The sequence below is a fragment of the Mesorhizobium sp. ISC11 genome (assembly GCF_037162595.1).
Taxonomy (GTDB): Bacteria; Pseudomonadota; Alphaproteobacteria; order Rhizobiales; family Rhizobiaceae; genus Mesorhizobium; species Mesorhizobium ciceri.
The window spans coordinates 3,028,132-3,054,166 of the sequence record NZ_JAVSPW010000001.1 but is presented as its reverse complement, the minus strand read 5'-3'; the positions used below and the strand labels follow the sequence as shown (position 1 = coordinate 3,054,166).

Genomic DNA, 26,035 nt, shown 5'->3' with positions numbered 1-26,035 from the left:
AAAGGTCATGCTCCAACAAAGAGTTAGTTCAGGCTTTCGATGCCTTGTCGAGGAACAGCTGCGACATGGCGGTCGGCTGTACGCCGGCCACGCCCTTCGCCGTCGCCGTCAGATAGTCGTAGAAATAGCCGAAAATAACAGGCGTTTCCTCGAGCAACAGCTTCTGGATCTTGCCGGCGTCGGCCTTCTGCGCCTCGAGGTCGAGTGCTGCGATGTAGCTGGTCGCCAGCGCGTCATAGTCCTTGTTCTTGAAATGCGCCGCATTCCAGGTGCCTTCGCTCTTCAGCGGTGCCGCAAGATAGACGTTCGGCACGCCGCGGTGGCCGTAGTCGGTGATGCCCATCACCGAATCCAGCCAGTTCGACTTGCCGAACACCGCGTCTCCGTAATAGCCGCTCTGGTCGAGGATGTTGAGGTCGAGCTCGACGCCGATCTCCTTGACCCAGTTCTGGATGAGCTGGGCGTATTCGGGGATTTCCAGGTAGCGTTCGGTGGTCAGGGTTATCTTGAAGCCCTGGCCAAGGCCGGCTGCTTCCATGAGCTGCTTGGCCTGGGCGATATCCTGCTTGCGTTGCGGCACGCTCGTATCGGTCGAAGGATAGACGGCGGCGAACGGGCTGTCATTGCCCAGGGCGGAGCGTCCCTTCATCAGGCCGGCGGCCAGCTTGTCGCGATCGAGGCAGAGCGCAATGGCTCGGCGCACGCGCGCATCCTTCAACGGACCCTCGTCGCAGCGCATGTGCAGTTGCTGATGGGCCGACGACTTCAGGCTGATGATGTCGATGTTCGGATCGTTGAGCAGAGCGACGCCGGCCAGCACCGGCATCTGGTTGATGATGTCGACCTGTCCGCCCTGCAGCGCCAGGATCTGCGGCTGCATGTCGGTGAAGAAGGTGAATTCGGTGCGCTCGGGCAAGGCCTTCGGCCCCCAATAGTCCTCGTTGCGGACGAAGGACGCGCCGACCTTTGCCGTGTATTTCTCAATTCTGAACGGCCCGGTGCCGTCGAAGCTCTTTTCGTAGTCGCCCTTGTAGCTCGCCGGGATGATGACGGCGTTGTAGTTGTCGGACGACAGCATGTAGGGGAAGTTGCCGTTCGGCGCATCGAGGTGGAATTCCACCGTGTAGTCGTCGACCTTCTTTGAAGCGCCTTTCTGCAGGATGCCGGTGAACACCGACAGCGCATTGGACGAGTTGGCCGGGTCGGCAAGGCGGTCGATGCTGGCCACGACGTCGTCGGCCTTCATCTCGCCGCCGCTGTGGAATTTTACGCCCTTGCGCAGCTTGAAGGTCCACACCGTGCCGTTGTCGTTCGGCTTCCAGCTTTCGGCCAAGGCCGGCTGCAGCACCAGATCGGGGCCGTCGACGCAAAGGAATTCGGCAACCTGCTGCATGATCAGCAGGCCGCCGGCGTCTGCAATGCTGACCGGGTCGATCGTCGCCGCCGGCACACTGCTGGCGACGCGGATGGTGGCGCCCGGCGCGCCCTGGGCGCGCGCCAGCGACGGCATGCCGCCAAGGCCGGCGGCCATGCCGATGCGGCCCAGCAGCGGCAGCGACAGGCCGAGCAGGCTGCCGTGACGGACGAAGTCGCGGCGGCTGACACGGCCGTCGACGAGGCCGTCGATCAGGTGATTTTCAAGCGGCGTGCGATTGCGCCGGATAAGGTCGAGAATGCTGTGGTTCTTGCTCATGGGTTTTTACCCTTTCCCCTATTTCTTATGGTTGACGAAATTTTCGTGGATTGCTCCATTTTCCCGGCACCGGAGGCCTGTCTACCGGAACTTTAGCATGCGGTTTTGTCCGGTCCATCCAGTCGTGGCGTGGACGCTCGGGGTTGTTGGTTGCACGGCTTCCACCGTCTTTGTCCAACCTTCCCGACCGAAATCGCGGCGGTTGGCTTCTCGTGTCTGGCCGTCGGTCTTGGCCGCTAGCCGTCATCTAGTTCAGCGGCAAACGGCGATAGGTTCCGGGCTTTGCCGGGTCATGATACTTGTTGCACGGTCCTTTCTCGGTAAAGTCTCTGTGACAGGCAGCGAGGTTTTCGCGCGACAAGGTGACGCCGAGACCGGGACCTTCCGGAACGCGCACGACATTGTTTTTCGGCGAAAACGGTCCTTCCTCGGTGACATCCATCGGCAGCATGCGAAACAGCGACTGGTTCGGCTCCCTGATCCAGCCGAGTGCCGCGCACAGATGCAGATAGGCGGCGCTGCCGATGCCGCTGTCGCCGCTGTAGCACCAGAAATCGATCCCGGCATGCTCGCAGGCGCCGACGAAGCGCAACAGCCGGCCGATGCCGCCATGCGTCGTCGGGTTGCCGACGAACGCGTCCGGCACTTTGGTTTCCATGGCGCGCGCAATGTCGATGTTGTGGGTCGAGAACGGGATCGAGCAATGGCGCCGCAACTCGCGCATCTCCTCGATGGTCGCCACCGGATCCTCCCAGTTGCGCACGCCCAATTCTTCCAGCGGGCGCGCCAGCCGCCGCGCGGTGCTGAGCGAATAGGCCTGGTTGGAATCGATACGGATCATCGCATCGTCGCCGAGTTTCCTGCGGATCAGCTCGACCATCCTGAGCGAGATTTTCGGATCTTCGGTCGAGAACTTGCCTTCGAAGAAAGTCGTTCCATGCGTCTCATGCAATTCGACGCAATAGTCGGCGACTTCCTGGGGCGTCGTCTCGCCCTTCACCTTTGGCCCATCACCGCGCAGCGAAAAATAGTCGGTGAACGGGATATCCTTGCGTACGGCGCCGCCGAGCAACTGGTAGAGCGGCTGGTTCCACGCCTTGCCGCGCAGGTCCCACAAAGCCATCTCGATGGCGCCGAAAGCCATGATGCGTGTGCGGTCGTTGATCGACTGCACGCCGGTCCAAAAGGGCAGGCAGACATGCTCGGCGCCGGCGATGTCGAAGGCATCGCGCCCGACCAGCCGCGGCGCCAGGACATCATTGATGATCGCGGCCGCCGCTGGCGTCGGCGCTTCGCCGAGGCCGACCAGGCCATCCTCGGTCTCGACTTCGACGACGGTCGGTGAAAATCCGTCGAGTTCGCCGAACACCCAGGCATAGGGCGCTTCGAGGCGCAAATTGATCGGCGTGGCTTTGATGCTGCGGATTTTCATCTCAGCGCCCGACCTCGAAGAACGGCGCGCCGAGCAGATCGGGAACGACGTCTATGCCGAGACCCGGCCCGTCTGGAATGCCCATGCGGCTGCCGGTGACCGGTGGCATGTTCGATGCCGTGCGCACCGTCACCCATTCATGGAAGGCGATGGCGTGCAGCCGGCGCTCTTCCGGCGTAGACAGCGACAGATGCGCCATCGCCGCGGTGTCGATCTCGGCGCCGCCCGTGTCCTCGACCGTGATCATGAAGCCGAGGTCGACGGCAATGTCGCGGATCTGGCGTGTCTTCGTCACGCCGCCAAGGCGCGAGATCTTCAGCGTCAGCCCGTCGGCCGCGCCCAGGCGATGAATTTCCAGCATCGCCTCGAGCGAGGTGACGGATTCGTCGAGCACCATCGGCTTGTCGAGCATGCGGCGCACCGACATGTTTTCATCGATCGTGGTGCAGGGCTGCTCGAACGTGTAGTCGATGGCGCGCGTGGCATCGGCGAATTGGCGCGCCTGATAGGGAGTCCAGCCGGCATTGGCGTCGCAGAAGATGACCGTGCCTTTCGGCACCGAGGAGGCAACCGCGATGACGCGTTCGATGTCGTCATGGACATTGCCGCCGACCTTGACCTGCAGCCGGTGGAAGCCGTCCTTGACGATGCGCTTGGCCAGCGCGGCCATGGCGTCGACGCTCCCGTGCGTGACGACCTTGTAGAGTTCCGCGGTGTCGCTTTCCTTGCCGCCGAGCAGCGTGACCAGCGGCACGTCGGCTGCGCGCGCCGCCAGATCCCAGCAGGCCATGTCGAGCGCCGACTTGATGTAGGGATGGCCCTTGAACACCGTGTCCATCAGCCGCCCGATGCTGGCCAGCCCGCGCGGATCGCGGCCGATCAGATGCGGCGCGATCTCGACCACGCCGGCGCGAACGCCGGCGGGGAAGGCGGCCGAGTAAAAATTGCCGAGCGGCGCCATCTCGCCCCAGCCGGTGATGCCGCTGTCTGATGTCATGGACACGATCACGGCGTCGAAGGCGTCGGCCTCGCGCCCCTTCGACATGCGGTATAGCCCGTCAACGAAGGGCTGCATGACGTGGTAGGCCTTGATGGTCTCGATCTGCACGTGTCTTGTCCGCTGTCTGTGGTGTTGGGAACGGGTCAGGCGCCCCTCGATGGGCGTTGTTCGAGGCTGCGCGCGTAGGCAAGCAACTCCTCGAAGTCGAGATCGATATGCTCCCTGGCATGGCGCTGGGCCGCACGCATGTCCTTGCCCTTCAGCAACCGCACATAGGTTTCGTGAACGTCTTCGGCCGGCACCGGCTCGTTGCGGGCATGCTGGTGGAGCGCGAAATACATCTGCAGCCGGCTGGTCAGCCGCTGCCAGGTTTCCAGCAGCACCGAATTGTCGGCCCATTCGTAGATCAGGCCATGCAGTTGCAGCGCGGTTTCGATCTGGCGTGTCGTGTCCAATGCGCGGGTCGCCTGCTTCACGGCTTCGTGGCGCCGGTCGAGCTCGTCGAAGAAGCGCTGGTCACGCAGCGGCCACGCCCGCTCGATGGCCAGCTCGTCCATCACCTTGTTGAACGAATAGGCATCGTCGATGTCCTTGGCTGTGACCTCGATGACGAAGGTGCCGGCATAGGGGATGCTGGTCAGGATCCCTTCCTGGACCAGCTCGCGCATCGCCTCGCGCAGCGGCGCGCGGCTGACCCGCATCTGTTCGGAGATACGGAGCTCGTTGAGCTTCTGGCCGGGCGCGAGCTGGCCGGTCAGGATCGCGCGCCGCAACAGCGCAACGATCTCGGCGCGTCGCGTCGTATCCGCGATAGGACTGAAATCCGCTTTCGCCATTCGGCCACTCCCAGGAAACCGAAAGCAAGACAAGCAGATTGTCGACAATCTAACAAGAGGCTATCTCAATTGATTGGCCAACGCTGCAGAGACCGTTTCGAAATTCCCTCTGGCGAGTCATATGGAGCCGCTGTGGAACGGTTGCCGCCGCTGAATGCGATCAAGGCTTTTGAAGTTGCCGCCCGTGCCGGCGGCTTCACTTTGGCCGCCTCTGAACTCGGCGTTTCGTCGGCGGCGGTCAGCCAGCAGATACGCAATCTCGAAACCTGGTTCGGCAAGCAGCTGTTCGTGCGCAGCGGCAACCGCATCGCGCTCACCGACGCCGATCGCCTCGGCAAGGCTCGGCCTGGGCATCGCGCTTGGCCAGCGGGTCATGGCGCACGCCGATCTGGAGGCCGGTCGGCTGATTGCGCTCTCCTCGTCTCGGTGCACCTCGGGCACCCCTATTGTGCATTCATGCCGCCGGCCAAGGCCGACCGGGCCGATGTTGCCGGTCTGGTGGAACTGCTCAGTCGAGCGGCGCCCGCGACCTGTGGGAAGGCCGGGGCGCCGCGCTGAAGCCGGATCCTGACGGGGGTGTTCAGGTGGCCGGCTTTTCCGGTATCGGCGATACGGGCGCTCCGGGGCCGATCTTCTGCAGATTGCCCGTAATCACCTGGTCGCCCTCGGCGACGCCGCTGAGGATGGCGACCTGATCGCCGCTCGTCGGTCCGAGCGAAACCAGCCGCTGGTCGACCGTATTGCCCTTGCCGACGACATAGAGATATTTGCCGAGCTGGCTTGAGCCCAGCGCCGTCTGTGGCACCATCAGCGCATCGGCCTGCTCTCTCACATGCAGCCGGACACGGACATATTGGCCCGGCAGCAGCGTGAACTTGCCATTGCCGATCGTCGCGCGCGCCGTGATCGTGCCGGTCGAGCGGTCGACCGAATTGTCGATGAAGGTAAGCTCGCCCTTCTGGCTTGCCTCGGTCTGGCCGGGGAGCAGGACATCCACTTCGATCGGGCCGTTCGCACGGGCTTGCTCGATCTCGGTCAGATCCGTCTCGCTCGGGTTGAAGGTGACGTAGATCGGGTCGAGCTGCACCAGCGTGTTGAGCACGGTGCCGGCGACGCTGACCAGCGTTCCGACCGAGGCCTGGTTGCGGCCAAGGCGCCCGGCAAACGGCGCCCGGATTTCAGCGTAGCTCAGATTGAGCTCTGCCGTGCGGACCGCCGCCTGGTTCAGCGCCAGCGATGCCTGCGCTTCGCGCAAGGTGCTGGTGCGCTGGTCGAAGCCGTCCTTGGCGAGGTAGCCGCTCTTGGCGAGCTCGGTGCCGCGACCAAGATTCGAGCGGGCATAGTCGAGCGTCGCCGTGTCGCGCTGCACTTGGGCCTTGGCCTGGTCGAGCGCCGCCTGGAAGTCGTCAGGCGAGATCTTGTAGAGAAGATCGCCTTGCCGGACGTCGACGCCGTCGGCTGCGGTCTGCTCCTGCAGATAGCCGGGAATCCTCGCCTGTAAGGTGATGCTGCGGATCGGCTCTGTCCGCGCGGCATAGTCGAGGTAGATCGGGATCGTCTTCTTGACGACGCTGACCACCGGCACCGGCATGACGAACGCCGCCGGGGCGGGCGCCGCACCTGCCGTGCCGGCATTGAGGCTGAGATTGCCCATATCGAGCAGGTGGACGCTGGCCACCGAGATCGCACCCAGCGCGACAGCCGTTCCCAACGCGATTTTCCATTTACGCATGATCAGTCTCCAATCTTATTCGGCCGCTTCCGCCAGGGGCGGTAAAGCGTGCTCAGCAGTTGGTTCATTGTCTTGAGAGGTGGGCTCGTCTTTGCCGCGGCGTTCACGCAGCTGTTCGATGACCGCGTAGAACACCGGCACGAACACCAGCGACAGGATGGTCGCCGCGACCATGCCGCCGAACACGGTGGTGCCGATCGACTGCCGGCTTGCCGCACCGGCGCCGGTCGCAAACATCAGCGGCAGCACGCCGAGGATGAAGGCGAAGGCCGTCATCAGGATCGGCCGCAGCCTGAGCCGTGCCGCCTCCATCGCCGCGTCGACGATGCTGAGGCCTTCCTCGCGCCGTCGCCTTGCGAATTCGACGATCAGGATCGCATTCTTGGCCGCCAGGCCGATCAGCATGACGAAGCCGATCTGCGAGTAGACGTCGATCTGCATGCCACGCAGCAACAACGCTGCGAAGGCGCCGAACAGGGCCAGTGGCACCGCCAACAGCACCATGAACGGCATCGCCCAGCTCTCATACTGCATCGCCAGGATCAGGAAGACGAAGACAATGGCGAGGCCGAAGACGACGGACGCGATCGATCCTGCCTTGAGCTCCTGGAAGGTGATGCCGGTCCATTCGAAACCGAAATCCCTTGGCAGCGCGGTTGCAGCGGCCCGTTCCATGGCGGCAACCGCCTGGCCGGAGGAAAAGCCCGGTGCGGCGCCGCCATTGATCGAGGCCGAGGCATTGTTGTTGTAGTGCGGCACGGTCTCCGGGCCGACGAAGGGCACGAGTTTGCCCAGCGTCGAGAGCGGCACCATGCCGCCGGAGGCATTGCGCACATAGAGCCGCGAAATGTCGGCGGCACCTGCACGTGCATCCTTGTCGGCCTGGATGGTCACCCGGAAGGTGCGGCCAAACAGGTTGAAGTCGTTGACGTAGAGCGAGCCGAGATAGATCTGCAGCGTGTTGAAGACATCGGGCAGGTTGAGGCCGAGCAGTTTGGCCTTGCTGCGGTCGAGGTCGTAGTTGAACTGTGGCGTCGAGGTCGAGAACGGCGAGAACAGCTGCTGCGGGTTGATTTCCGGCTGCTTGCGCGCCTCGGCGATCACGGCTTGCGTCGCATCGTTGAGGGCTGAACTGCCGCGGCCGGTCAGATCCTCGACGACGAATTCGAAGCCGCCCGTCGTGCCGATACCGGGGATCGACGGCGGATCGAAGCTCAGCGCGAAGGCTTCCGGGATCTGCATCAGCTTGCCGCGCACATCGGCGACGAGCTTCGATGCGCTCTGGTCGGGGCCCCGCTCCTCCCATGGCTTCAGGATGGCGAATTCGACCGCCGAATTCGATTGCGCGGCACTGGTCAGGAAGTTCAGGCCGCTGATCGAGCCGACGATGTCGACGCCGGGCGTCGCCTGCAGGATGTCGCGTGCCTTCTGCGCCACCGCGTCGGTGCGTTCCAGCGATGCGCCGTCGGGCAACTGGATGACGACGAAGAAATAGCCCTGGTCCTCGACCGGAAGGAAGGTCGAGGGCAGGCGCTGCCAGACGAAGTAGGTGGCGACCAGCCCCGCCGCGAACAGGCCGAGCATGATCCAGCGCAAACGGATGAGGATGCGCACACCATTGGCATAGGCGTGCGACAGCCTGTCGAAGCCGGTGTTGAACCAGCGGAACGGGGCGAACTGCGTTTCGCCGCGATGCCGCAGGAAGGCGGCACTGAGCGCGGGGCTCAGCGTCAGCGAGTTGAAGGCGGAGATGCCGACGGAGATCGCCACCGTCAGTGCGAACTGGTTGTAGAGCTTGCCGGAGACGCCGGGAATGAAGGCGACCGGCACGAACACCGCCATCAGCACCGCGGTGGTGGCGATGATCGGGCCGGTGACCTCGGTCATTGCGGCCTTGGTCGCCGCAAGCGGTTTGAGCCCGGCCTCCAGCTGTCGTTCGACATTCTCGACCACGACGATGGCGTCGTCGACGACGAGGCCGATCGCCAGCACCATGCCGAGCAGGGAGAGCATGTTGAGCGAGAAGCCGAGCATCTCCATGACGACCAGCGTCGCCACCAGCGACACCGGAATGGCGATGGTCGGGATGATCGTCGTGCGCCAGCTTTGCAGGAAGAGGAACACCACGGCGACGACCAGCACCAGCGCTTCGCCGAGCGTGATCAGCACGTCATGCATCGACGCCGAGACGAAACGGGTGGTGTCGTAGTGCATCGCATAGGACACGCCCTTCGGGAAACGGCCCGACAGCTCCTGCATCTTGTCCTTGACGCGCTGCTGCAGATCGAGCGCGTTGGAGCCGGGCATCTGGTAAACGGCAAGCACCACGGTCGGGTCTTTACCGAAGAAGGCAGACGACGAATATTGCAGCGCGCCGAGTTCGATGCGGGCGACGTCGCGCAGCCTGACCAGCGAGCCGGTATCGGTGTTGGCGCGCACGACGATGTCGCCGAATTCCTTGGGATCGCTCAAGCGGCCGACGGCGTTGACCTGCATCTCGAAGGCGGTGCCGGCGGGTGCCGGCGACTGGCCGATCTTGCCGGCCGCCACCTGGACGTTCTGTTCGGCGATGGCGTTTTGCACATCGACGGCGGTGATGCCGAGATTGGCGAGCTTGTCGGGATCGAGCCAGACGCGCATCGAATAGCGCCGCTCGCCGAAGATCTGCACGTCGCCGACGCCGGGCAGCCGCTTCAGCGGGTCGACCACCTGCAGATAGGCAAGGTTGCTCAGCGCCACCGGATCGACCGAACTGTCGGGCGAAGTCAGGTTGACGATCAGGACGAAGTTCGGATTCTGCTTCTTGATCGTCACGCCGCCCTGGTTGACGATCGCCGGCAGCGACGAGGCGGCCTGCGAGACGCGGTTCTGCACGTCGACGGCGGCGGTGCTCAGCGAATAGCCGACATCGAAGGTGATGGTGATGGTCGAGGAGCCGTCATTGGAACTCGTCGACGACATGTAGGTCATGCCCTGCACGCCGTTGATCTGCTGCTCCAGCGGCGTCGTCACCGTGTCGGCCACCACTTGTGCGCTGGCGCCCGGATAATGGGCGCTGACCACGACCTGCGGCGGCGTGATGTCGGGAAACTGCGAGACGGGCAGCAGGAAATAACAAATCGACCCGGCGAGCACCATGATGATGGCGATCGCCGAGGCGAAGATCGGACGGTGAATGAAAAAGTTTACCACGACACGCACGCCTCTCCGGCTGCTGTTGCCCGCCCGAAGGCGCTGGCAACCCTGGACAGCCTTTGGCCGCGCTTGTCACCGAGGCCGTCCCGCGAACGCAGCAACGGCACCTCGCCACGCTGCGTATCGGCGAGCGAGCGCAACATCGTCTCGAAGGCGCGCGGGTCGACGCCATCGGCTTTCATGACCAGCCGGATCATCGGATCCCGGACGGCTTCATCTATGGTAAGATCGCGGCGCTGTGGCATGGCCGGCTCCTTGTCTGTCGATTCGCAGCCCGTGCTCGCGAACCGTTTTCATCTCTTCACCGGCCGAGGCCGCATGATTGGCAGTTTCTCGCCCCTCTCGTCTGGCAGGGCCGTTCACGGCCTTGTTATTGACGGTGGACGATATAGGTGTTACCAGTAAGTAACATTCTGGAAGTTACAGACCGGTAACACCCTAGTCAAGAGGTGGCCGAGGGTTTTTTGGAAACGAAAGGAGATCATGATGGCAGACGGCATCGTGGAGCGCTCTCGTCCCCGGGATCGGATCCTGGAGACGGCACGCGACATGTTCCACAAGCATGGCATCAAGGGCGTCGGCGTCGACGCCATCACCGAAGCTGCCGGCACGAACAAGATGACGCTCTATCGTCACTTCGAATCCAAGGACGAACTGATCGTCGAATGCCTGCGCGCCAATGCGGCCAAGGCCGGCGCTATGTGGGAAGCATTCGAGGCCGAATTCCCTGGTGACAAGCTTGCCCAACTGCATGCCTGGGTTCGCAAGGCGGCTGCCATGCTCAATGCGGACGGCCGCGGCTGCGACATGGCCAACGCCGCCGCTGAGCTGACCGAGCCGGACCATCCGGCCAGGCTGGTGATCAAGGAGCTCAAGGAAGCCCAGCGCGCGCGCCTTGTGACGCTATGTCGGGATGCCGGCATTGGTCAGGCCGAACTGCTCGCCGATACGCTGTCGCTGTTGTTCGAGGGCGCGCGTGTCAGCGTGCAGACCGTGGGTACCGAAGGTCCGAGCACCCAGTTCGTGCGCATGGCCGAAGGGCTGATCGTTTCGTTCCGGGGCGCTGCCGCCGGTTGAGATTCGCCACGATTGTTGGCGGGTTACGGCTCTATGACGGAGGGCCGCGTACGCCGTTGACCCAGGCGGTATGGAAACTCCGGCGGCCAAACGAAAAAAGCCCGCTGCCGGGAGGAGGTGGCAGCGGGCTCGATTTTCGAATGTGGCGCGGGAGGAGGTGCACCCCATTCAGCGTCGGCATCGCATCTGGGAGGAGTAGATGGCCGACAACCAGAACCTACGAGTTGCCCAACGATTCGGCAACAAAGAAACTTGCATAGCTGCTGTGCAGATTTGCCGTGCCAATTATCATACAAATCCGGCAACAGGCATTTTTGCAGGCCGCCTGCTTCACTGCACCGGCACGTTTTCCCTGAAGATCAAGCGCGGTTCGATGAACTTGCGCGTCAGATAGGGTGCGGAGGAGGCAATCGAGCCGAGCAGGCGAATGACCGACTGCTCGGCGATCAGCCGCGCATTCTGGTCGATGACGACATCGGCGAGATCGTCGACGAGATGACCGCGCGTGTCCTTGGTCAGGTCGTGGCAGATGAACACCGGCTTGCGGTTCGGCCTGGCCTCGCGGATCGCCTTTGCAACGCCCGAATGTCCAGCTCCGACGCAATAGATGCCGAGCAACTCTGGCTCGTCGTGCAGTGCCTTCATGGTCTCGGTGTAGCTGGCATCGGGCTCGTCGTTGATCTCGACGGCGCTGCTGACGGTCAGATTGGGAAACTCCTCATTGAGCACCGAGCGGAAACCCATCTCGCGTTCCTCGTGGCCGCGATAGGAACGTGAGCCGACGACCATCGCCAGATGGCCGGTGCGGCCGCCAAGGAAGCGTCCCATCAGCAGCGCCGCCGTTCGTCCCGCCACCCGGTTGTCGATGCCGACATAGGCCGCGCGCGGTGCCGTCGGAACATCGGACACCAGCGTCACCACACGCATGCCGGCTTCGACGATGTCGCGCAGGATGTTGCGCGTACGCGGATGATCGACAGCGATCACGCCAACGCCATTGGCCCTGAGCGACAGGTTTTCGACAGCGCTCTGCAGCGCGTTCGGCGAGATACCGGCGAGATTGTGGATCCGGCACGAGGCGACAAGCGGCAGACGCGCGGCGTAGTCCTCGATATGCCCGGCGAGATCGCGCATGAAGGCATTGCTGCCGATCGGCAGCAGGAATTCGAGGTGGGCGGGCCGCGAGGGCAGCGTCACCTGATCGGCGACCGGCAGGTAGCCGAGTTGCTTGGCCGCCTCCATGACGCGCTGGCGGTTGGCCGCACTCGCACCCGGCCGGTTGTTCAGCACCCTGTCGACCGTTGCGGTCGACAGCCCGCAATTGCGGGCGATATCCGAGACGGTGGCTTTCATGCCGCTACCCACAGCCCGCATTGCGGGCAATATCCGAGACGGTGGCTTTCATGCCGCTACCTATGCGCCCTGCGATGCCGCGCCAGACAAGCGATGCGATCTGAGGCAGCGGTGATTGCCGCCATCACCCGACAGTCAGTGCGACGGCTTGCCATCGGTGATGGCATCGCGGATTTCCTTGTCCGACATGCCGGTGATGATCCGCTCTACCTCCGCCACGCTGGTCGTCTTCGGGTCGATGTCGTCGGCGACCACCTTGCCCCGGCGCATGACGACGATGCGGTCGACCACCTGGAAGACATGGTGGATGTTGTGGGCGATGAAAATGCAGGAGTGACCGGAATCGCGGGCGCTGCGCACGAAACTCAGCACGCCCTGTGTTTCGGCGACGCCGAGATTGTTGGTCGGCTCGTCGAGGATGATCAGGTCGCTGTCGAAATGCATGGCGCGCGCGATCGCCACCGCCTGACGCTCGCCGCCGGAAAGCGAACCGATCGGCGTCGTCGGCGGGATGTTCTTCGTGATGCCGACCTGCTTGAGCAAATCGCGGGCAACCGTGTTCATCGCCTCCTGGTCCATCCGGTTGAGGAAGCGCGGCGGCTTGATCGGCTCGCGCCCGAGGAACAGATTGCGGGCGATCGACAGTTGCGTGACCAGTGCGGAGTCCTGGTAGATCGTCTCGATGCCATGGGCGATGGCGTCGCTGGTGCTGCGCAGGCTCACCTTCTTGCCACGGATGAAGATATCGCCGCTGGTCAGCGGAACGGCACCCGAAAGCACCTTGATCAGCGTCGACTTGCCGGCGCCATTGTCGCCAAGCAAGCCGACGATCTCCCGTTCATTGACATGGAAATTGGCATCCTCCAGCGCCTGCACGCGGCCGTAGGACTTGCGGATGTTCGTCATGCGGATCAGTGGCTCGGCCATGGTTCAAGTCCCCGCCTGATGCCGGCGTTCCAGCCATGAATGCAGTGCCATCATGCCGAGGATGATGGCACCGATGAAGATGTTATAGGCAAGACCAGGCACGCCGATCAGCACGATGCCGTTGCGCATCACACGCAGGATCAGGATGCCGAGCACGGTGCCGATGATCGTGCCGCGCCCGCCGGTAAGTGCGGTACCGCCGATCACCACCATGGCGATGACTTCCAACTCATAGCCGGTACCGCTGTTGGGGTTGGCGGCGGACGTGCGCAACGAAGAGATGACGCCGGCAAGCGAGGCCATGACCGACGACAGCACGAACAGGCCGATCTTGACCCCGCTGACATTGACGCCGCGCGCCCGCGCCGCGCTCGGGTTGCCGCCGGCCGCCTGGATCCAGTTGCCGGTGCGGCTTTGCGTCAGTACGTAGCCGAGCGCGATCGCCGCGGCGATGAACCAGAACAGTGACATGTAGATGCGGAACGGGCCGATGAAGAAGTCGCCGACCAGCGCTTCCGCCAGCCAACTGCCCTCCGCACTCCAGGTGCGCTGGGGAAAACCGTCGGTGACGAAAAGGGCGGTGCCGCGCACCACCAGCAGCATGCCGAGCGTCACCAGGAAGGATGGGATCTTGAGCTGCGTCACGAACCAGCCATTGACCAGCCCGATGAAGGCGGCGACCAGCAGCGCGGCGACAAAGCCGGCTTCGAGCGAGGTCAGGCCGCTGTTGAACAGGGTCCACATCAAGACCGGCGAGAAGCCGAACAGGGAGCCGACCGAGAGGTCGAACTCGCCGGACGTCATCAACAGCGTCATCGCCAGCGCGATCAGGCCGAGCTCGACCGTGAAAGCCAGCGTGTTGGAGATGTTCTGCGGCGACAGGAAGTCGTGGTTGAAACTCCAGAAAACGGCGATCTCGACGACGAGCAGCACGAAAGGGCCGAATTCCGGCCGTGCGATCAGGCGTGGGACGAGCGAATGATTTTCCACAGGCAATCCGCGACATGAGTGGAAGGCTGAGCGTTGCACATCGCCTGCGAAGGGCTCGGCGAAATGGAGAGCCAGTCGCGACCGTTGGGCGGCCGCGACTGTTGAGATTGGATGTTACTTGACGGACAGGATGTCGTCGTAGATCTGCGCGGTGTCTTTTTCATAGAGCGCGCCGGTGATGACGTTGAAGCCCGGAGGAATGCCGCCGGCGGCCATATTGGCCAGCGAAAGCGCGACATAGCTGGTCGCCTGCGGGTCCTGCCACTGGCCGGCATTGACATAGCCGTTCAGCACTTCCTGGGTGGTGTCGAGCGAATTGCCCCAGCCGACGACCGGGATTTCGCCCGGCTTGATGCCGACCTGGTCGAACACCCGCTTGATCGAGCCGGTGACGAGGTCGCCTAGGCCGATGATCGCCTTGACCTTGGCCTTGTTCGCCGTGAGGTAGTCGACCATGCGGTTGATCACTTCAGCCTGATCAAGCGTCGCTTCCGTGATTTCATAGGTGATGCCGAGCGGCTCGAAGACGCTCTTGATGCCTTCCTCTTCCTGCACGCCATAGGTGGCGCCGGGGATTTCGACCGGCATCCAGACGAAGTCGCCCTTCTTCACCAGGCCCTTGTCGACCAGATACTGTGCCCAATGCTTGCCGAAGGTGACATTGTCGCCGCCGACATAGGCGTTGAAATCGGCTTTCGGATCAGGCGTGTTGAAATTGATGATCGGCACTTTCGCCGCACGCGCTTCCTTGACGATCTCGATCAGGCTGCCCGGATCGGGGCTCGTGGTGACGATGCCATCGGCCTTGGCGGAGAGGGCGGCGCGAACCGCTTCCTGCTGCGAGGCGACATCGCCGTTGTGGAACGAGGTGTTGACCGTGTTGCCGGTGTCCTTGGCCCACTGCTTGGCGCCGGCCAGGAAGTAGGTCCAGACCGGATCGGCCGGACCGCCATGCGAAATCCAGTAGAACGTCTTGGCCTGTGCCGCTGCTGGTACCACCATCAGCGCCACCAACAGGCCGTATAGAACGCGTCTTAGCCGTGTCAGCATTTGATTTCCTCCCGTTTGTAGATCGTCAGTTCAAAATCCGTCCCTTGTTTTGCGTCTTTTGCCAGCGCCGATCGGATGCGTCAGAGCATCCCCTTTTTCGACGGATGGCAAGCCTCCATCTGCCAGGCCTCCATCTGCAGGTGTAGTGGGCGCCTGACGGGGCGTCATCAGCCGTCCCATCAGATTGCATCAGTTGAGGTGATTTTCCGACTGTCGGATAATTGGTGTCGAGGCTAGCCGAGCAGATAGTCCTCGTCATGGTCGGCGCGCAGGTTGCTCCACAGCCGATCGGCCGCCAGGCGAGCAAGGCGATTTGTTCCGTTAGGTATCCGACAAATGCAGATGCTCGGGCACTCGCAGCATTTCGGCATTGGTGAGTCTTCCGCTGGTGAACTCTAGTCGGAGCCCCTCGCAGTATCCGATGGCTTCTCCCTCGATAGGACGTTTGCTGGCCATCAGGAACGCGACAACGCCGAGATCGATGATCCCACCGTGCGTCACCAATAAGCCCGTCGCTTCGTTGGGAACTCGGGCAGCTATGCTCGTCCACAGTCGCACTTGGGTGTTAGCAAATGCAATGCAGTCTACGTCCGATCGGAGTACACGTTCTACCTCCGCCAACGGGCTCGGCCACGAGATCGTTTCGAGTATATTTTTGGGAAGAATTCCAAGTTCGGCAATCAACTCATTTACTTCGAAACCCATCGCAATTGCGGTTTCGATTGCCCGTGGAATTTCGCTTGTGACAACAAGTTCATAAGAGTCAGCCCCTTGGGCTACAAACCGCGCTAGTTCGATTCCTTCTCGAGAAAGGTGCGCGCCAGGCTTGCGCCTCATGGTGTGCCGGCGAACATCAAGTATCGTCATTGGATTCCAGTCCGACGAGGTCACGAGTAATAAGGCGCCAACATTGCGTTGATGGTGGCCCTGGGCCAAGGCTTGGCTAAATAAGATCGGCCTTCGCCAGCTCCCGCATCAGATGGCTGGCGCCGTAGGTCCAGTGCGGGCAGTCTGGCGACAGCTGCACGCGGTTGACCAGCGCGCCGAATTTTTCCGACGAGATGGTGACGATGTCGCCGACCTTGTGGGTAAAACCCTTGCCCTTCTCGCCGCGATCCTTGGACGGAACGAACATGGTGCCGAGATAGAGCGCCAGCCCGTCCGGATACTGGTGGTGCGGCCCCATGGCCGCGGCGACCAGTTCCTCCGGCGAGCGGCTGATCTCGGCCATCGAGCTTGCGCCCTCCAGCGAGAACCCGTCCTCGCCCTCGACTTTCAGGCGCACGACGGCACGCTTGACGTCATCGATGGAGAATTTCTCGTCGAACAGGCGGATGAAGGGGCCAAGTGAGGCCGAGGCATTGTTATCCTTGGCCTTGCCGAGCAGCAGCGCCGAACGCCCTTCGACGTCGCGCAGATTGACGTCGTTGCCGATAGTGGCGCCGACGATCCTGCCGCTGGAGGCGGCGATCATGGCGATCTCGGGTTCCGGATTGTTCCAGGTCGACACCGGGTGCAGCCCGACATCGGCGCCGAAGCCCACCGAGGCCATCGGCTGGCACTTGGTGAAGATCTCGGCATCGGGGCCGATGCCCACTTCCAGATATTGCGACCAGGCGCCGCGCGAAATCAGCTTGGCCTTGATCTCCATCGCTTCGGGCGAACCGGGCTTCAGCTTCGACAGGTCGTGGCCGATCAGTCCGGCAATGTCGGCGCGGATGGCATCGGCTTTTTCAGCCGAACCACGCGCCTGTTCCTCGATCACCCGTTCCAGCAGGCTGACGACGAAGGTGACGCCCGATGCCTTGACCGCCTGCAGGTCGACCGGGGAGAGCAGGTAGGGTTTTGCTGGATCGCGCCCGGTTTCAAAACTGTTGGCGGCGATGTCATCGAGCGAACCGATCGGTCTGCCTTCGGCCGAGCGGACATGCCCAGCCGGGTCGGCCATCTCGCAAAGGTCGCGCATGGTCGGTGCCGTACGCGAGGTGATGTCGAAGACCGTGCCATCGCGAACCGTGACGACCAGCGGGTATGCAGCACCGCTGCTTCTGGCGCGTCCGACAAAAAGGCCCTCGCTGGGCAGGTGGGTCGGGTTCGTCATGGCGCTCTGTCCTCTTAGTGATCGGCAATGTGGTGAAGTGATCGACAATGTGGGCTAGCCGGATCGGCGTGGCACTTTCACCGGATTCCCGTCAAAGGTCTATCCCGTCGCAGGCGATCGGAACTCTGGGTCTCCGGTCGTCTCGGCGGCAGTCCACAGGCGAAAGCCATGGTGCTCTTTCAAAATTGTGAAATTCTGACTAGGATTTTCACCAATCGCAGCGCATTCAGGTGACCCTTGGCGACAGCATTCTCCGATCCCATCTGGCGCAGGCCGCAGGCAGCTTCCACGTTTCAATCGCTTCCCAATGGCGAACGGGTCGATCTCGCCATCATTGGCGGTGGCATCATGGGCTTGTCGACTGCCTTGCATGCCGCCCGGCTTGGCCTGTCGGTGCAGGTGCTGGACGCCGGCGAGATCGGCCAGGGCGCATCAGGCTTGAATGGCGGCCAGGTCATTCCCGGCCTGAAATACGATCCGGAATGGTTGCTGGAGCATTTTGGCCCGGAGCGCGGCGAGGCGCTTGTCAATTTCGCGGCGTCGACCGCCAACGCGGTGTTCGAGCTGATCCGCGACGAGAATCTGGCGGTGCCGTTCGTTCGAAATGGCTGGATCCAGGCGGCGCACACCGAGGCCGCGCTGAAGGCGGCGACGAACCGCGACCGGCAATGGCACGCGCGCGGTGCCGACGTCCGGTTGCTGAACGCAGCGGAGACCGCAGCCAGGACTGGCGCACAGGGTTATCTCGGCGGCTGGCTCGACCGCCGCGCCGGTGTGATCGATCCGCTCGCCTACACGTCTGAACTTGCCCGGGTCGGGACCGCGACTGGCGTGAGGATAGCAGAGCGCCAAAGGGTCGTGCGGCTCGCCAATGCCGCCGGTGTTTGGCGTATTTTGATCGAAAATGGCCTGGAATTGCAGGCAAAGGCGGTCGTGCTGGCGACAAACGCCTATACGGACGGTCTGATCCCCGGTCTCGCCCAGACGATCGTGCCGCTGCATTCCTTTCAGATCGCCACAGCGCCGCTGCCGTCCAATCTGGCGGCCACGATCCTGCCGGAAGGGCAGGCGGTGTCGGACTCCAGGCGCATCCTCGTCTACTACCGCAAGAGCGCCGACGGCCGGCTGGTGCTTGGCGGACGGGGCCGCATGGCGCTGCCGACGAGCGCCGGCGACTGGGCGCATCTCGAGCGTGCGCTGGTACGGCTCTATCCCTCGCTGTCCGGCGTTCCCATCGAGAAGCGCTGGTTCGGCCGGGTTGCGATGACGCCGGACCACCTGCCGCACATCCACGAGCCGGAGAAAGGCCTGCTCGCCGTGGTCGGCTGCCAGGGTCGTGGTGTCGGCCTGATGACTGCGCTTGGCGAGCGCATCGCCGGCTACCTCCAAAGTGGCGACGCCAGGCAATTGCCTTTCCCGGTCTCGCCGATCCGGCCGATCCCGTTTCACGCCTTCCGCCAGGTCGGCGTCGCCGCGACCATCGCCTGGTATCGCCTGCTCGATGCGTTGGAGCGCTGACCAGGGCGCTTTATCTCCTTGGAGTTCCGTTAGGGGATTCTGCTTGACAGTTTCATGGATATGAAAAACTCTAGGCCAATTTCAAATTTCCAATAGGCAGGTCGATGTCGACCCTAGTTGCAACATCAGCGCCAGAGGCCCGGTCTTCCCAGGGCTTCCGGGTCGCCATGCTGCTGCCGGGCGCGCTGGTCACCTTCCTGCTGATCCTGTTTGCGCTTGGCCTCGTGCTTTTCCTCGCCTTCCGCGGCAATGACGGTTCGCTGCTCGGCGCCGGTTTCACCGTCGCGAACTTCGTCACCGTGGTGTCCGATCCGCTGTACTGGACGGTGACGCTGCGCTCGCTGATCATTGCCGCTCTGGTCACGCTGGCGACGGTCGTCACTGCCTATCCCGTCGCCTACTACCTTGCCTTCCATACCGGCCGGCGGCGCGGCCTGCTGCTGTTCCTGGTGACGCTGCCGTTCTGGACCAGCTATCTCCTGCGCGTCTTCGCCTGGAAGATCGTGCTCGCCTACAATGGCGTTTTGAACTCGGCGCTGATCGAAAGCGGCATCTGGTCCGAGCCGACATTGGCCTTTCTCAACACGCCGGCCGCCGTCGTCGTCACGCTGGCGCACGCCTATGCGCCTTTCGCCATCCTGCCGATCTACGTGGCGCTGGACACCATCCCGAAATCGCTGATCGAGGCCGCTTCCGATCTCGGCGCGCGGCCATTCACCTCTTTCCGCCGGATTGTGCTGCCCAATTCGATGCCGGGCGTGCTGGCGGCAGCCCTCGTCGTCTTCGTGCCGACCGTCGGCGACTATGTCACGCCGGCGCTCGTCGGCGGCCCGGCCAGCACCATGATCGGCACGCTGATCCAGGCGCAATTCGGCAAGGCCAATGACTGGCCGTTTGGCGCAGCACTCTCCGTCGCCGTCATGCTGGTCATCCTGTGCGTGGTGCTGGTCGCGCGCTTCGCCGACCGCAGATTTGGCAGCCGCACATGAGCACTGCACGCACGCACGGAGGTGGCCGCTGGCTCGGCATGTATATCGCCGCCTATCTGGTCTTTCTCTATCTGCCGGTGCTGCTGATCCCGCTGTTTTCCTTCAACAACTCGATCCAGGCAGCGTTTCCGCTGCAAGGTTTTACCTTGCAATGGTACGCGACGCTGTTCGGCAATTCGGCGCTGACCGGTGCACTCTTGAACAGCCTCGCCATCGGCGCCTTCGCCGCCACGGGTGCGACGCTGTGCGGCATAACCGTATCCTACATGGACCTCTACGGCCGCTCGCCGCTGGCCGCCACCATCAGCGCCATCGCAAGGCTGCCGATCCTGATCCCGGGCGTCATCGTCGGCATATCGCTGCTGATCCTCATCAACCTCGTTGGTCTGGGGCCATCGCGCGTCGCCATCGTTCTCGGCCATATATTGGTGGCGCTGCCGACGACCGTGGTGATCATGCGCAGCCGCTTCGCCGCCATCCCGAAAACCATTCGCGAGGCGGCACTCGATCTCGGCGCCTCCGACTGGACGACCTTCCGGCGGGTCATGCTGCCGCTCAGCCTGCCGGCCATCGTCTCGGCATTCATGCTGGCCTTCCTGATCTCCTTCGATGAATTCATCGTCGTGTTCTTCCTGGCCGGCACCGAGCCGACGCTGCCGCTCTACATCTGGAGCCAGCTGCGTTTTCCCCGGTCGCTGCCGACGGTGATGGCACTGGGCACTTCGATCCTGGCGGTGTCCTTCGTCATCGCTGCAGCAGCTGAAATCCTGCGCCATCGCGGCTTGTCCGCCACGGCGCCAAAGCCTGCGGATCCATCACAACCAAAACAAACCAAGAGAGGAGAACTGCAATGGCATTCGACCTGAAATCGATCTCTGCAAAGACTGTTTGCGCTGGATTGACGGCGTTCGCGCTGGCGCTGTCGTCGACCGTCGCTTTCGCCGGCGACAAACTGCAATATTTCACCTGGTCGGGCTATGAACTGCCCGACTTCAACAAGAGCTTCCTTGCCGCGCATCCCGATGGCGTCGAGGCCTCGATCTTCGGTGACGACGATGACGCCTTCACCAAGGTCAAGGCCGGCTTCCGACCCGACATTGCGCATCCCTGCTATGACAAGGTGGCGCGCTGGAACAAGGAAGGCCTGCTGCAGCCGATCGACACCAAGCGCATCAAGAACTGGGACTCGATCTTCCCGGTGTTCAAGAACCTGCCAGACCTGCAGGCTGGCGACGGCAAGGTCTGGATGGTGCCGTGGGACTGGGGCAACACCTCGATCCTCTACCGCACCGATCTGGTGAAGAACCCGGAAGCGAGCTGGAACCTTTTGTGGGACAAGCAGTATGCCGGTCGCATGGCGACGATCGACGCGGTGCATGACACGCCTGTCGTGGCGGCGCTGCTCGCCGGCGTCAATCCGTTCGACATGACGCCGGAGCAAATGGACAAGGTGGCCGAGAAGCTGCGCGAGCAGCGCCCGCTGCTCTCCAACTACACCACCGACATGACCTCCGTCGAACAGGCGCTGGCCAGCGGCCAATTGGTCGCCGCCATGACCTGGAACGCGTCGGCCACCTCGCTCAAGAAGCAGGGCGTGCCGGTCGAGTTCATGAAGCCCAAGGAGGGCATGCTGACCTGGGCCTGCGGCTTCGTGATGCTCAAGGACGCCAAGAATGTCGACCTCGCCTATGATTTCATCAACAGCCGGCTGGAGACGGATTCCGGCAAATACCTGATCGAGGCCTACGGCTATGGCAGCTCGACCAGTTCGGCCTTCGCGGCGGTGCCGAAGGAGGAGCTGGAGAAATTGCAGCTGCCGTCCGACCCGGAGGTGATGCTGAAGACCACCATCTTCACCGGACCGATGAAACAGAATGACGACCTCGCCAAGATGTTTGAGAAGGTGAAGGCGGGGGGATAAAGCTCCCCCTTCTCCCCTTGTGGGAGAAGGTGTCGCCGAAGGCGACGGATGAGGGGTGCTCCAGGGAACACCAGCGTCTCACTCCGCTGGAACACCCCTCAACCGTCTCGGCGCTGCGCGCCGATCCACCTTCTCCCACAAGGGGAGAAGGGAAAGCAAACGAGGACTAACGCATGGACATGCTGGACGAAACGGCTGAAAAGCCGAAGGACGATGCCGATGTGCGGGTCGGCAGGCGGGTGCGGGCGCTGCGGCTGGAGCGCAAGCTGTCGCTGGCCGATCTTGCGGCAAAGGCCGGCGTGTCGATCGGTGCATTGAGCCAGATCGAGCGCGGCATGTCCTCGCTGCGCGTCAAGGTGATCTGGCCGCTCGCCGCCGCCCTCGACATCGAGCCGTCGGCGCTGATCGCCGACGGCAGCGATACGGCGAACGACCTCTATTGCGTGCGTGCCGACAAGCGGCGGCAAATCCCGGTGAAATCGGAAGGCATTGCCAAGGCGCTGCTGTCACCCCCGGGCGCGACGCTGACCGGCATGCTGGTGACGGTGGAAGCCGGCGGCGGCACGGCCGAGGCCTATGCGCATGCCGGCCATGAATTCGGCTTCGTGCTGGCTGGTGAGGTCGAACTGGTGGTGGATTCGACAAAGTACGTGCTGAAGGCCGGCGACAGCTTTGCCTTCAAGAGCACGCTTTTGCATGCCTTCCGCAATCCGGGCGCCGAGCGGTGCCAGATTCTCTGGGTCAACACCACGAAGCCGTCCGAGGTTCGCGATGGCGCCTGATCCACTCGTCCGGCTGCAGGCGGTCTCGAAGATTTTTCCTGGCGGCATCGTCGGGCTCGACGCCGTCGATCTCGACATTATCAGCGGCGAGTTCATCACGCTGCTCGGGCCGTCGGGTTGCGGCAAGACCACCAGTCTGCGCGTCATCGCCGGTTTCGAAAGCCCGTCGAGCGGCAAGGTGCTGCTAGACGGCCGCGATATCACGGCACTTCGCCCGTTCGACCGGCCGGTCAATACCGTGTTCCAGGACTACGCGCTGTTCCCGCACATGAATGTTGCAGAAAATGTCGGCTTCGGTCTGTCGCTGCGCAAACTGTCTGGAGCCGAACAGGCTAAGCGCACCGGCGAAGCGCTCGACATGGTCGGTCTCGCCGACAAGCTTGGCGCCCGTGTCTCCGAACTGTCTGGCGGCCAGCGCCAACGCGTCGCGCTCGCGCGTGCCATCGTCTGCGAGCCGCGCGTGCTGCTGCTCGACGAGCCGTTGTCGGCGCTCGATGCGCATCTGCGCGAACAGATGCAGGTTGAGCTGAAGCGGCTGCAGTCGCGGCTTGGCACCACCTTCGTCATGGTCACCCACGACCAGACCGAAGCGCTGTCGATTTCCGACCGCATCGTCGTCATGAACAAGGGCCGCATCGAGCAGATCGCACCGCCGGCCACACTTTATGACCGGCCTGCCACGAAGTTTGTGGCGAGCTTCATCGGCACCATGAATCTCCTGCAATCACGGTTTGTCGGCCGCGATGGCGATCGCTTGCGTTTCACCGCCGGCACCCTGCCGCTGGAGGCTATTTCTGAAACCGGCGAGGCACCTGCCGAGGGCGCTACCCGCACCATCGGCGTGCGCCCGGAGGATTTGCTGGCGATGACCGAGGCCGCGCCCGGCACCGCACCGGCGCGCGTCAACAGCGTCGTCTTTCACGGCCGCACGCTGCGCCTGCATGCCGAACTCGGGCAGGGCGCACCTGTCGTCATCGACGCGCCGCGCCAGGCCGAGGGTTTTCGCTTCCAGGTCGGCGACGTGGCGCATATCAGCCTGCGCCGTGGCGCCAACTGCCCAGTGCTGCCAGGTTAGTTCATCGAACTCTAAAAACCGGGGCCAACTGGGCGATCCACGATTTCCTCGAGGTCGAGGGTATCATCGGCTGCTGGGCGTGAGCTCGAATAGATTCCAGGCTTGACTCAAGGAGAGCGTTCCTGTTTTGTTCCGGAATGGAGCAAAACAGGAGCGTTCTTTGCCGGGCGTGTGCGTATGTATCTGCAAGGCGAATTCGACTATGGACTTCCAGAGCCGCCATGGCGGCCTAAACGGCCCGAGCGCGTGTTCTTCGGTTTGTTTTTGCAGTCTAAGGACCATTCGCGCTTTGCCGATTGTCAAAATCGGCTATGCGGCCAATGCGGGGTAACCGGCGACCAACTGCTACCGGAGCGTTTTCACGTCAGCCTGCAGCATGTCGGTGATTACAAAAGGCTACGGTCCAAAATTCTTTTTGCGGCCGCCCGATCGGGACGGCGCATTGCGATGGCCCCGTTCGAGGTTACCTTTCGCTATGCCAGTAGCTTTCCCGGCCGACCGGCGACTAGGGGCAAGCCAGCCAAACACCCTTTCGTGCTTCTCGCCGATGACGGACCGGTTTGTGAGTTGAGCAGGAAGCTCGGCGTCGAAATGCTGCGCGAAGGCCTCAAGGCGTCAGATGGTTTCGTTCCGCATCTGACGCTTGCATATGACCGAAAACTTGTCCCCAAACAGCCTATGGGCCCAATCAGCTTTGTTGCACGAGAGTTCGTCCTTGTGCACAGCTTGCGCGGACTGAAGAAGTACGTTTTCCCGGAATGTTGGCCGCTGAGCGCGATGTGATGTGCTCACATCGTCGTCACATACTCCGAGCGATATCCATCATCCTGACATGGCTTGTCAGCTACCCCGTGGTCCGACGATGGCAGGCCAGCGAGTCGTTGCCTATTTGCAGTGCGTCTGAACAGGAGGAACGCAAATGACCATCGCGGAAATTGCCAAGGATTTTACCGAGCTGCTCAAGCAGGGCGAGAACGAAGCTGCCGCCGAGAAGTACAATTCCGACGATATCGTGAGCTACGAAGCCATGGAGGGGCCGATGGCCATCTCCCGTGGCAAGGAGGCTCTCAGGCAGAAGGGCCAGTGGTGGCAGGAGAACAATGAAGTCCATGGCGGCTCTGTCGAAGGCCCCTATGTCAATGGCGACCAGTTCGCGGTGCGCTTCAAGTTCGACATAACGCCCAAGGCTACCGGCGAGCGTGTCACCATGGATGAAGTTGGCCTCTACACGGTCAAAAACGGCAAGATCACCGAAGAGCGCTTCTATTATTGAGGCCGGACCCCCGGCTTCCGGCTCACATCGCTGCTGCATGATCTGGAGGTTAGACGGCCAGGACATTGTCCTGGCCGTCATGTGGAACGGAGATATGGCAACGGCTCTGGCAAATCGGGAAGGGCGGTTTAGTCTGTGGAACGGATTCGACAGTCAGCCAAGGAAGCACGCTTTTGACGATCACCATGTACGGCATCACCACCTGCGACACGGTCAGGAAGGCGCGCGTCTGGCTGGAAGGCCATGACGTAGCCTACCGGTTTCACGATTTCAGGGCCGAGGGACTGGACGCGAAGCGGCTGGATGGTTGGGCGGGCAAGGTCGGCTGGGAAAAGCTGCTCAACAAGGCGAGCACGACGTTCCGCGAGCTGCCGGACAAGGAAAAGCAGGGTCTCGACGAGAAGAGCGCCAAGGCGCTGATGCTGGCCAAGCCGACCATGATCAAGCGGCCGGTTCTGGAGGTAGGCGACCGGGTTATGGTCGGGTTCAAGGCTGATGTCTATGAGGCGGCGGTGGGGGAGTAGAGCTGCCTCTCGGTCCACGGTGTTCCGTGGCGCCCCCCTCTGTCCTGCCGGACATCTCCCCCTCAAGTGGGGAGATTGGCAGCTTCGCCGCTCCGCCATTCCTGTCACGTTCGGGATTTGCGAAGAAGATGATGACAGCGGATCTCCCCACCTGAGGGGGAGATGGCCGGCAGGCCAGAGGGGGGGCGCTGTCCCGCCGACCGCCATAAAATCTCAGCGTCCGCGCAGATACCCCGCCAGCGCCACCGCATTGTTGTGCGCCTCGTCAAGCGCGCCGTAGAGCAGCGTCACCTTGCCGTTACCCAGCAGGCCTCGCAACTGCGTCACCGCCGCGCCATTCCCATCCAGCTCAGCGCCATACCGCTCCTGAAACTCCGCCCAGCGCACCGCCTCGTGTCCGAACCATTTGCGCAACTCGTCGCTCGGCGCGATGTCCTTCAACCACAGCGTCAGCGCGGCGTCTTGCTTGCTGACGCCGCGCGGCCAGATGCGGTCGACCAGAACCCGCTGCCCGTCATCGGCAGCGGGCGGCTCGTAGATACGCTTGACCGCGATCTTGAAGGCCAT

General features: G+C 62.9%; 25 protein-coding genes. 11 read left to right on the top strand and 14 right to left on the bottom strand.

Annotated features, from left to right (window positions below):
- Window positions 1–28: 28 nt before the first annotated feature.
- From RPF88_RS15195 to RPF88_RS15180, 4 genes are all read right to left on the bottom strand, one after another.
- Window positions 29–1,693 carry an ABC transporter substrate-binding protein gene (locus RPF88_RS15195; RefSeq protein ID WP_013532880.1) on the bottom strand — a complete coding sequence of 555 codons (1,665 nt, stop codon included), beginning with the start codon at window positions 1,691–1,693 and terminating at the stop codon, window positions 29–31.
- A gap of 247 nt (window positions 1,694–1,940) precedes the next feature.
- Window positions 1,941–3,125 (bottom strand): mandelate racemase/muconate lactonizing enzyme family protein, encoded by a 1,185-nt coding sequence (locus RPF88_RS15190; protein WP_063167628.1) that lies wholly within the window; start codon window positions 3,123–3,125, stop codon window positions 1,941–1,943.
- A gap of 1 nt (window position 3,126) precedes the next feature.
- Window positions 3,127–4,233, bottom strand: coding sequence for a mandelate racemase/muconate lactonizing enzyme family protein (locus RPF88_RS15185; protein ID WP_063167629.1), 1,107 nt, complete (start codon window positions 4,231–4,233; stop codon window positions 3,127–3,129).
- 35 nt (window positions 4,234–4,268) lie between these two features.
- On the bottom strand, window positions 4,269–4,961 hold the full coding sequence (locus tag RPF88_RS15180; protein WP_063167630.1) for a GntR family transcriptional regulator: 693 nt from the start codon (window positions 4,959–4,961) through the stop codon (window positions 4,269–4,271).
- A 132-nt stretch (window positions 4,962–5,093) separates the two neighbouring features.
- Here RPF88_RS15180 and RPF88_RS15175 point away from each other — a divergent pair, with 132 nt between their 5' ends.
- On the top strand, window positions 5,094–5,519 hold the full coding sequence (locus RPF88_RS15175; RefSeq protein WP_275955645.1) for a LysR family transcriptional regulator: 426 nt from the start codon (window positions 5,094–5,096) through the stop codon (window positions 5,517–5,519).
- A 22-nt stretch (window positions 5,520–5,541) separates the two neighbouring features.
- Here the strand turns inward: RPF88_RS15175 and RPF88_RS15170 are convergent, their stop codons facing one another.
- From RPF88_RS15170 to RPF88_RS15160, 3 genes are read right to left on the bottom strand one after another with little or no spacing between them, the layout of a single operon-like run.
- Window positions 5,542–6,693 carry an efflux RND transporter periplasmic adaptor subunit gene (locus RPF88_RS15170; protein WP_013532876.1) on the bottom strand — a complete coding sequence of 384 codons (1,152 nt, stop codon included), beginning with the start codon at window positions 6,691–6,693 and terminating at the stop codon, window positions 5,542–5,544.
- Window positions 6,694–6,708: 15 nt separating this feature from the next.
- Complete coding sequence (locus RPF88_RS15165) at window positions 6,709–9,885, bottom strand: efflux RND transporter permease subunit (RefSeq protein WP_024502613.1); 3,177 nt, start codon at window positions 9,883–9,885, stop codon at window positions 6,709–6,711.
- Complete coding sequence (locus tag RPF88_RS15160) at window positions 9,879–10,133, bottom strand: hypothetical protein (RefSeq protein ID WP_024502614.1); 255 nt, start codon at window positions 10,131–10,133, stop codon at window positions 9,879–9,881. The genes RPF88_RS15165 and RPF88_RS15160 overlap by 7 nt, the downstream gene beginning before the upstream one ends.
- Before the next feature lie 241 nt (window positions 10,134–10,374).
- Between RPF88_RS15160 and RPF88_RS15155 the strand changes: the two genes are divergently transcribed.
- Window positions 10,375–10,965: a TetR/AcrR family transcriptional regulator gene (locus RPF88_RS15155; protein WP_013532873.1), complete on the top strand. Its 591-nt coding sequence runs from the start codon at window positions 10,375–10,377 to the stop codon at window positions 10,963–10,965.
- A 330-nt stretch (window positions 10,966–11,295) separates the two neighbouring features.
- Here the strand turns inward: RPF88_RS15155 and RPF88_RS15150 are convergent, their stop codons facing one another.
- The 6 genes from RPF88_RS15150 to RPF88_RS15125 all read right to left on the bottom strand — a co-directional run bounded on the left by RPF88_RS15150 (window position 11,296) and on the right by RPF88_RS15125 (window position 17,386).
- Window positions 11,296–12,318, bottom strand: coding sequence for a LacI family DNA-binding transcriptional regulator (locus RPF88_RS15150; protein WP_063170185.1), 1,023 nt, complete (start codon window positions 12,316–12,318; stop codon window positions 11,296–11,298).
- Window positions 12,319–12,453: 135 nt separating this feature from the next.
- The gene (locus RPF88_RS15145; protein WP_063167632.1) at window positions 12,454–13,245 is read right to left on the bottom strand and encodes an ATP-binding cassette domain-containing protein; all 792 of its coding nucleotides are present in this window, start codon (window positions 13,243–13,245) and stop codon (window positions 12,454–12,456) included.
- Between the two features lie 3 nt (window positions 13,246–13,248).
- Window positions 13,249–14,235 (bottom strand): ABC transporter permease, encoded by a 987-nt coding sequence (locus RPF88_RS15140; protein ID WP_013532869.1) that lies wholly within the window; start codon window positions 14,233–14,235, stop codon window positions 13,249–13,251.
- Between the two features lie 114 nt (window positions 14,236–14,349).
- A complete protein-coding gene (locus RPF88_RS15135) occupies window positions 14,350–15,285 on the bottom strand; it encodes a substrate-binding domain-containing protein (RefSeq protein WP_337122662.1) in 936 nt (311 codons plus the stop codon).
- Window positions 15,286–15,606: 321 nt separating this feature from the next.
- Window positions 15,607–16,152, bottom strand: coding sequence for a hypothetical protein (locus RPF88_RS15130; protein WP_064995104.1), 546 nt, complete (start codon window positions 16,150–16,152; stop codon window positions 15,607–15,609).
- 76 nt (window positions 16,153–16,228) lie between these two features.
- The gene (locus RPF88_RS15125) at window positions 16,229–17,386 is read right to left on the bottom strand and encodes a fumarylacetoacetate hydrolase family protein (protein WP_063167634.1); all 1,158 of its coding nucleotides are present in this window, start codon (window positions 17,384–17,386) and stop codon (window positions 16,229–16,231) included.
- Window positions 17,387–17,623: 237 nt separating this feature from the next.
- On the opposite strand from RPF88_RS15125, the gene RPF88_RS15120 reads away from it, so the two are divergent.
- The 9 genes from RPF88_RS15120 to RPF88_RS15080 all read left to right on the top strand — a co-directional run bounded on the left by RPF88_RS15120 (window position 17,624) and on the right by RPF88_RS15080 (window position 25,468).
- Entirely contained in the window at window positions 17,624–18,904 is a 1,281-nt protein-coding gene (locus RPF88_RS15120) for an NAD(P)/FAD-dependent oxidoreductase (RefSeq protein ID WP_063167635.1), read from the top strand.
- A gap of 104 nt (window positions 18,905–19,008) precedes the next feature.
- Window positions 19,009–19,893, top strand: a complete 885-nt coding sequence (locus RPF88_RS15115; RefSeq protein ID WP_063167636.1) for an ABC transporter permease — start codon at window positions 19,009–19,011, stop codon at window positions 19,891–19,893.
- Window positions 19,890–20,759, top strand: a complete 870-nt coding sequence (locus RPF88_RS15110) for an ABC transporter permease (protein WP_063167637.1) — start codon at window positions 19,890–19,892, stop codon at window positions 20,757–20,759. The genes RPF88_RS15115 and RPF88_RS15110 overlap by 4 nt, the downstream gene beginning before the upstream one ends.
- The gene (locus tag RPF88_RS15105) at window positions 20,744–21,814 is read left to right on the top strand and encodes an ABC transporter substrate-binding protein (protein ID WP_024502621.1); all 1,071 of its coding nucleotides are present in this window, start codon (window positions 20,744–20,746) and stop codon (window positions 21,812–21,814) included. Before RPF88_RS15110 ends, RPF88_RS15105 begins: the two co-directional genes overlap by 16 nt.
- A gap of 173 nt (window positions 21,815–21,987) precedes the next feature.
- Complete coding sequence (locus RPF88_RS15100) at window positions 21,988–22,596, top strand: cupin domain-containing protein (RefSeq protein ID WP_063167638.1); 609 nt, start codon at window positions 21,988–21,990, stop codon at window positions 22,594–22,596.
- On the top strand, window positions 22,586–23,671 hold the full coding sequence (locus RPF88_RS15095) for an ABC transporter ATP-binding protein (RefSeq protein WP_027164193.1): 1,086 nt from the start codon (window positions 22,586–22,588) through the stop codon (window positions 23,669–23,671). The genes RPF88_RS15100 and RPF88_RS15095 overlap by 11 nt, the downstream gene beginning before the upstream one ends.
- 102 nt (window positions 23,672–23,773) lie before the next feature.
- Complete coding sequence (locus tag RPF88_RS15090) at window positions 23,774–24,454, top strand: 2'-5' RNA ligase family protein (protein WP_245441279.1); 681 nt, start codon at window positions 23,774–23,776, stop codon at window positions 24,452–24,454.
- Between the two features lie 136 nt (window positions 24,455–24,590).
- Window positions 24,591–24,944 carry a nuclear transport factor 2 family protein gene (locus RPF88_RS15085; RefSeq protein WP_013532858.1) on the top strand — a complete coding sequence of 118 codons (354 nt, stop codon included), beginning with the start codon at window positions 24,591–24,593 and terminating at the stop codon, window positions 24,942–24,944.
- A gap of 173 nt (window positions 24,945–25,117) precedes the next feature.
- Window positions 25,118–25,468 carry an ArsC family reductase gene (locus RPF88_RS15080; RefSeq protein ID WP_063167640.1) on the top strand — a complete coding sequence of 117 codons (351 nt, stop codon included), beginning with the start codon at window positions 25,118–25,120 and terminating at the stop codon, window positions 25,466–25,468.
- A gap of 213 nt (window positions 25,469–25,681) precedes the next feature.
- Here the strand turns inward: RPF88_RS15080 and RPF88_RS15075 are convergent, their stop codons facing one another.
- The gene (locus RPF88_RS15075; RefSeq protein ID WP_063167641.1) at window positions 25,682–26,035 is read right to left on the bottom strand and encodes a DUF488 domain-containing protein; all 354 of its coding nucleotides are present in this window, start codon (window positions 26,033–26,035) and stop codon (window positions 25,682–25,684) included.

Coding starts and splice junctions, on each gene's coding strand:
- RPF88_RS15195 (WP_013532880.1), bottom strand. CDS start 1,693: ATGAGCAAGAACCACAGCATTCTCGACCTTATCCGGCGCAATCGCACG.
- RPF88_RS15190 (WP_063167628.1), bottom strand. CDS start 3,125: ATGAAAATCCGCAGCATCAAAGCCACGCCGATCAATTTGCGCCTCGAA.
- RPF88_RS15180 (WP_063167630.1), bottom strand. CDS start 4,961: ATGGCGAAAGCGGATTTCAGTCCTATCGCGGATACGACGCGACGCGCC.
- RPF88_RS15170 (WP_013532876.1), bottom strand. CDS start 6,693: ATGCGTAAATGGAAAATCGCGTTGGGAACGGCTGTCGCGCTGGGTGCG.
- RPF88_RS15160 (WP_024502614.1), bottom strand. CDS start 10,133: ATGCCACAGCGCCGCGATCTTACCATAGATGAAGCCGTCCGGGATCCG.
- RPF88_RS15155 (WP_013532873.1), top strand. CDS start 10,375: ATGGCAGACGGCATCGTGGAGCGCTCTCGTCCCCGGGATCGGATCCTG.
- RPF88_RS15150 (WP_063170185.1), bottom strand. CDS start 12,318: ATGAAAGCCACCGTCTCGGATATCGCCCGCAATTGCGGGCTGTCGACC.
- RPF88_RS15145 (WP_063167632.1), bottom strand. CDS start 13,245: ATGGCCGAGCCACTGATCCGCATGACGAACATCCGCAAGTCCTACGGC.
- RPF88_RS15135 (WP_337122662.1), bottom strand. CDS start 15,285: ATGCTGACACGGCTAAGACGCGTTCTATACGGCCTGTTGGTGGCGCTG.
- RPF88_RS15130 (WP_064995104.1), bottom strand. CDS start 16,152: ATGACGATACTTGATGTTCGCCGGCACACCATGAGGCGCAAGCCTGGC.
- RPF88_RS15125 (WP_063167634.1), bottom strand. CDS start 17,386: ATGACGAACCCGACCCACCTGCCCAGCGAGGGCCTTTTTGTCGGACGC.
- RPF88_RS15115 (WP_063167636.1), top strand. CDS start 19,009: ATGTCGACCCTAGTTGCAACATCAGCGCCAGAGGCCCGGTCTTCCCAG.
- RPF88_RS15110 (WP_063167637.1), top strand. CDS start 19,890: ATGAGCACTGCACGCACGCACGGAGGTGGCCGCTGGCTCGGCATGTAT.
- RPF88_RS15105 (WP_024502621.1), top strand. CDS start 20,744: ATGGCATTCGACCTGAAATCGATCTCTGCAAAGACTGTTTGCGCTGGA.
- RPF88_RS15100 (WP_063167638.1), top strand. CDS start 21,988: ATGGACATGCTGGACGAAACGGCTGAAAAGCCGAAGGACGATGCCGAT.
- RPF88_RS15095 (WP_027164193.1), top strand. CDS start 22,586: ATGGCGCCTGATCCACTCGTCCGGCTGCAGGCGGTCTCGAAGATTTTT.
- RPF88_RS15085 (WP_013532858.1), top strand. CDS start 24,591: ATGACCATCGCGGAAATTGCCAAGGATTTTACCGAGCTGCTCAAGCAG.
- RPF88_RS15075 (WP_063167641.1), bottom strand. CDS start 26,035: ATGGCCTTCAAGATCGCGGTCAAGCGTATCTACGAGCCGCCCGCTGCC.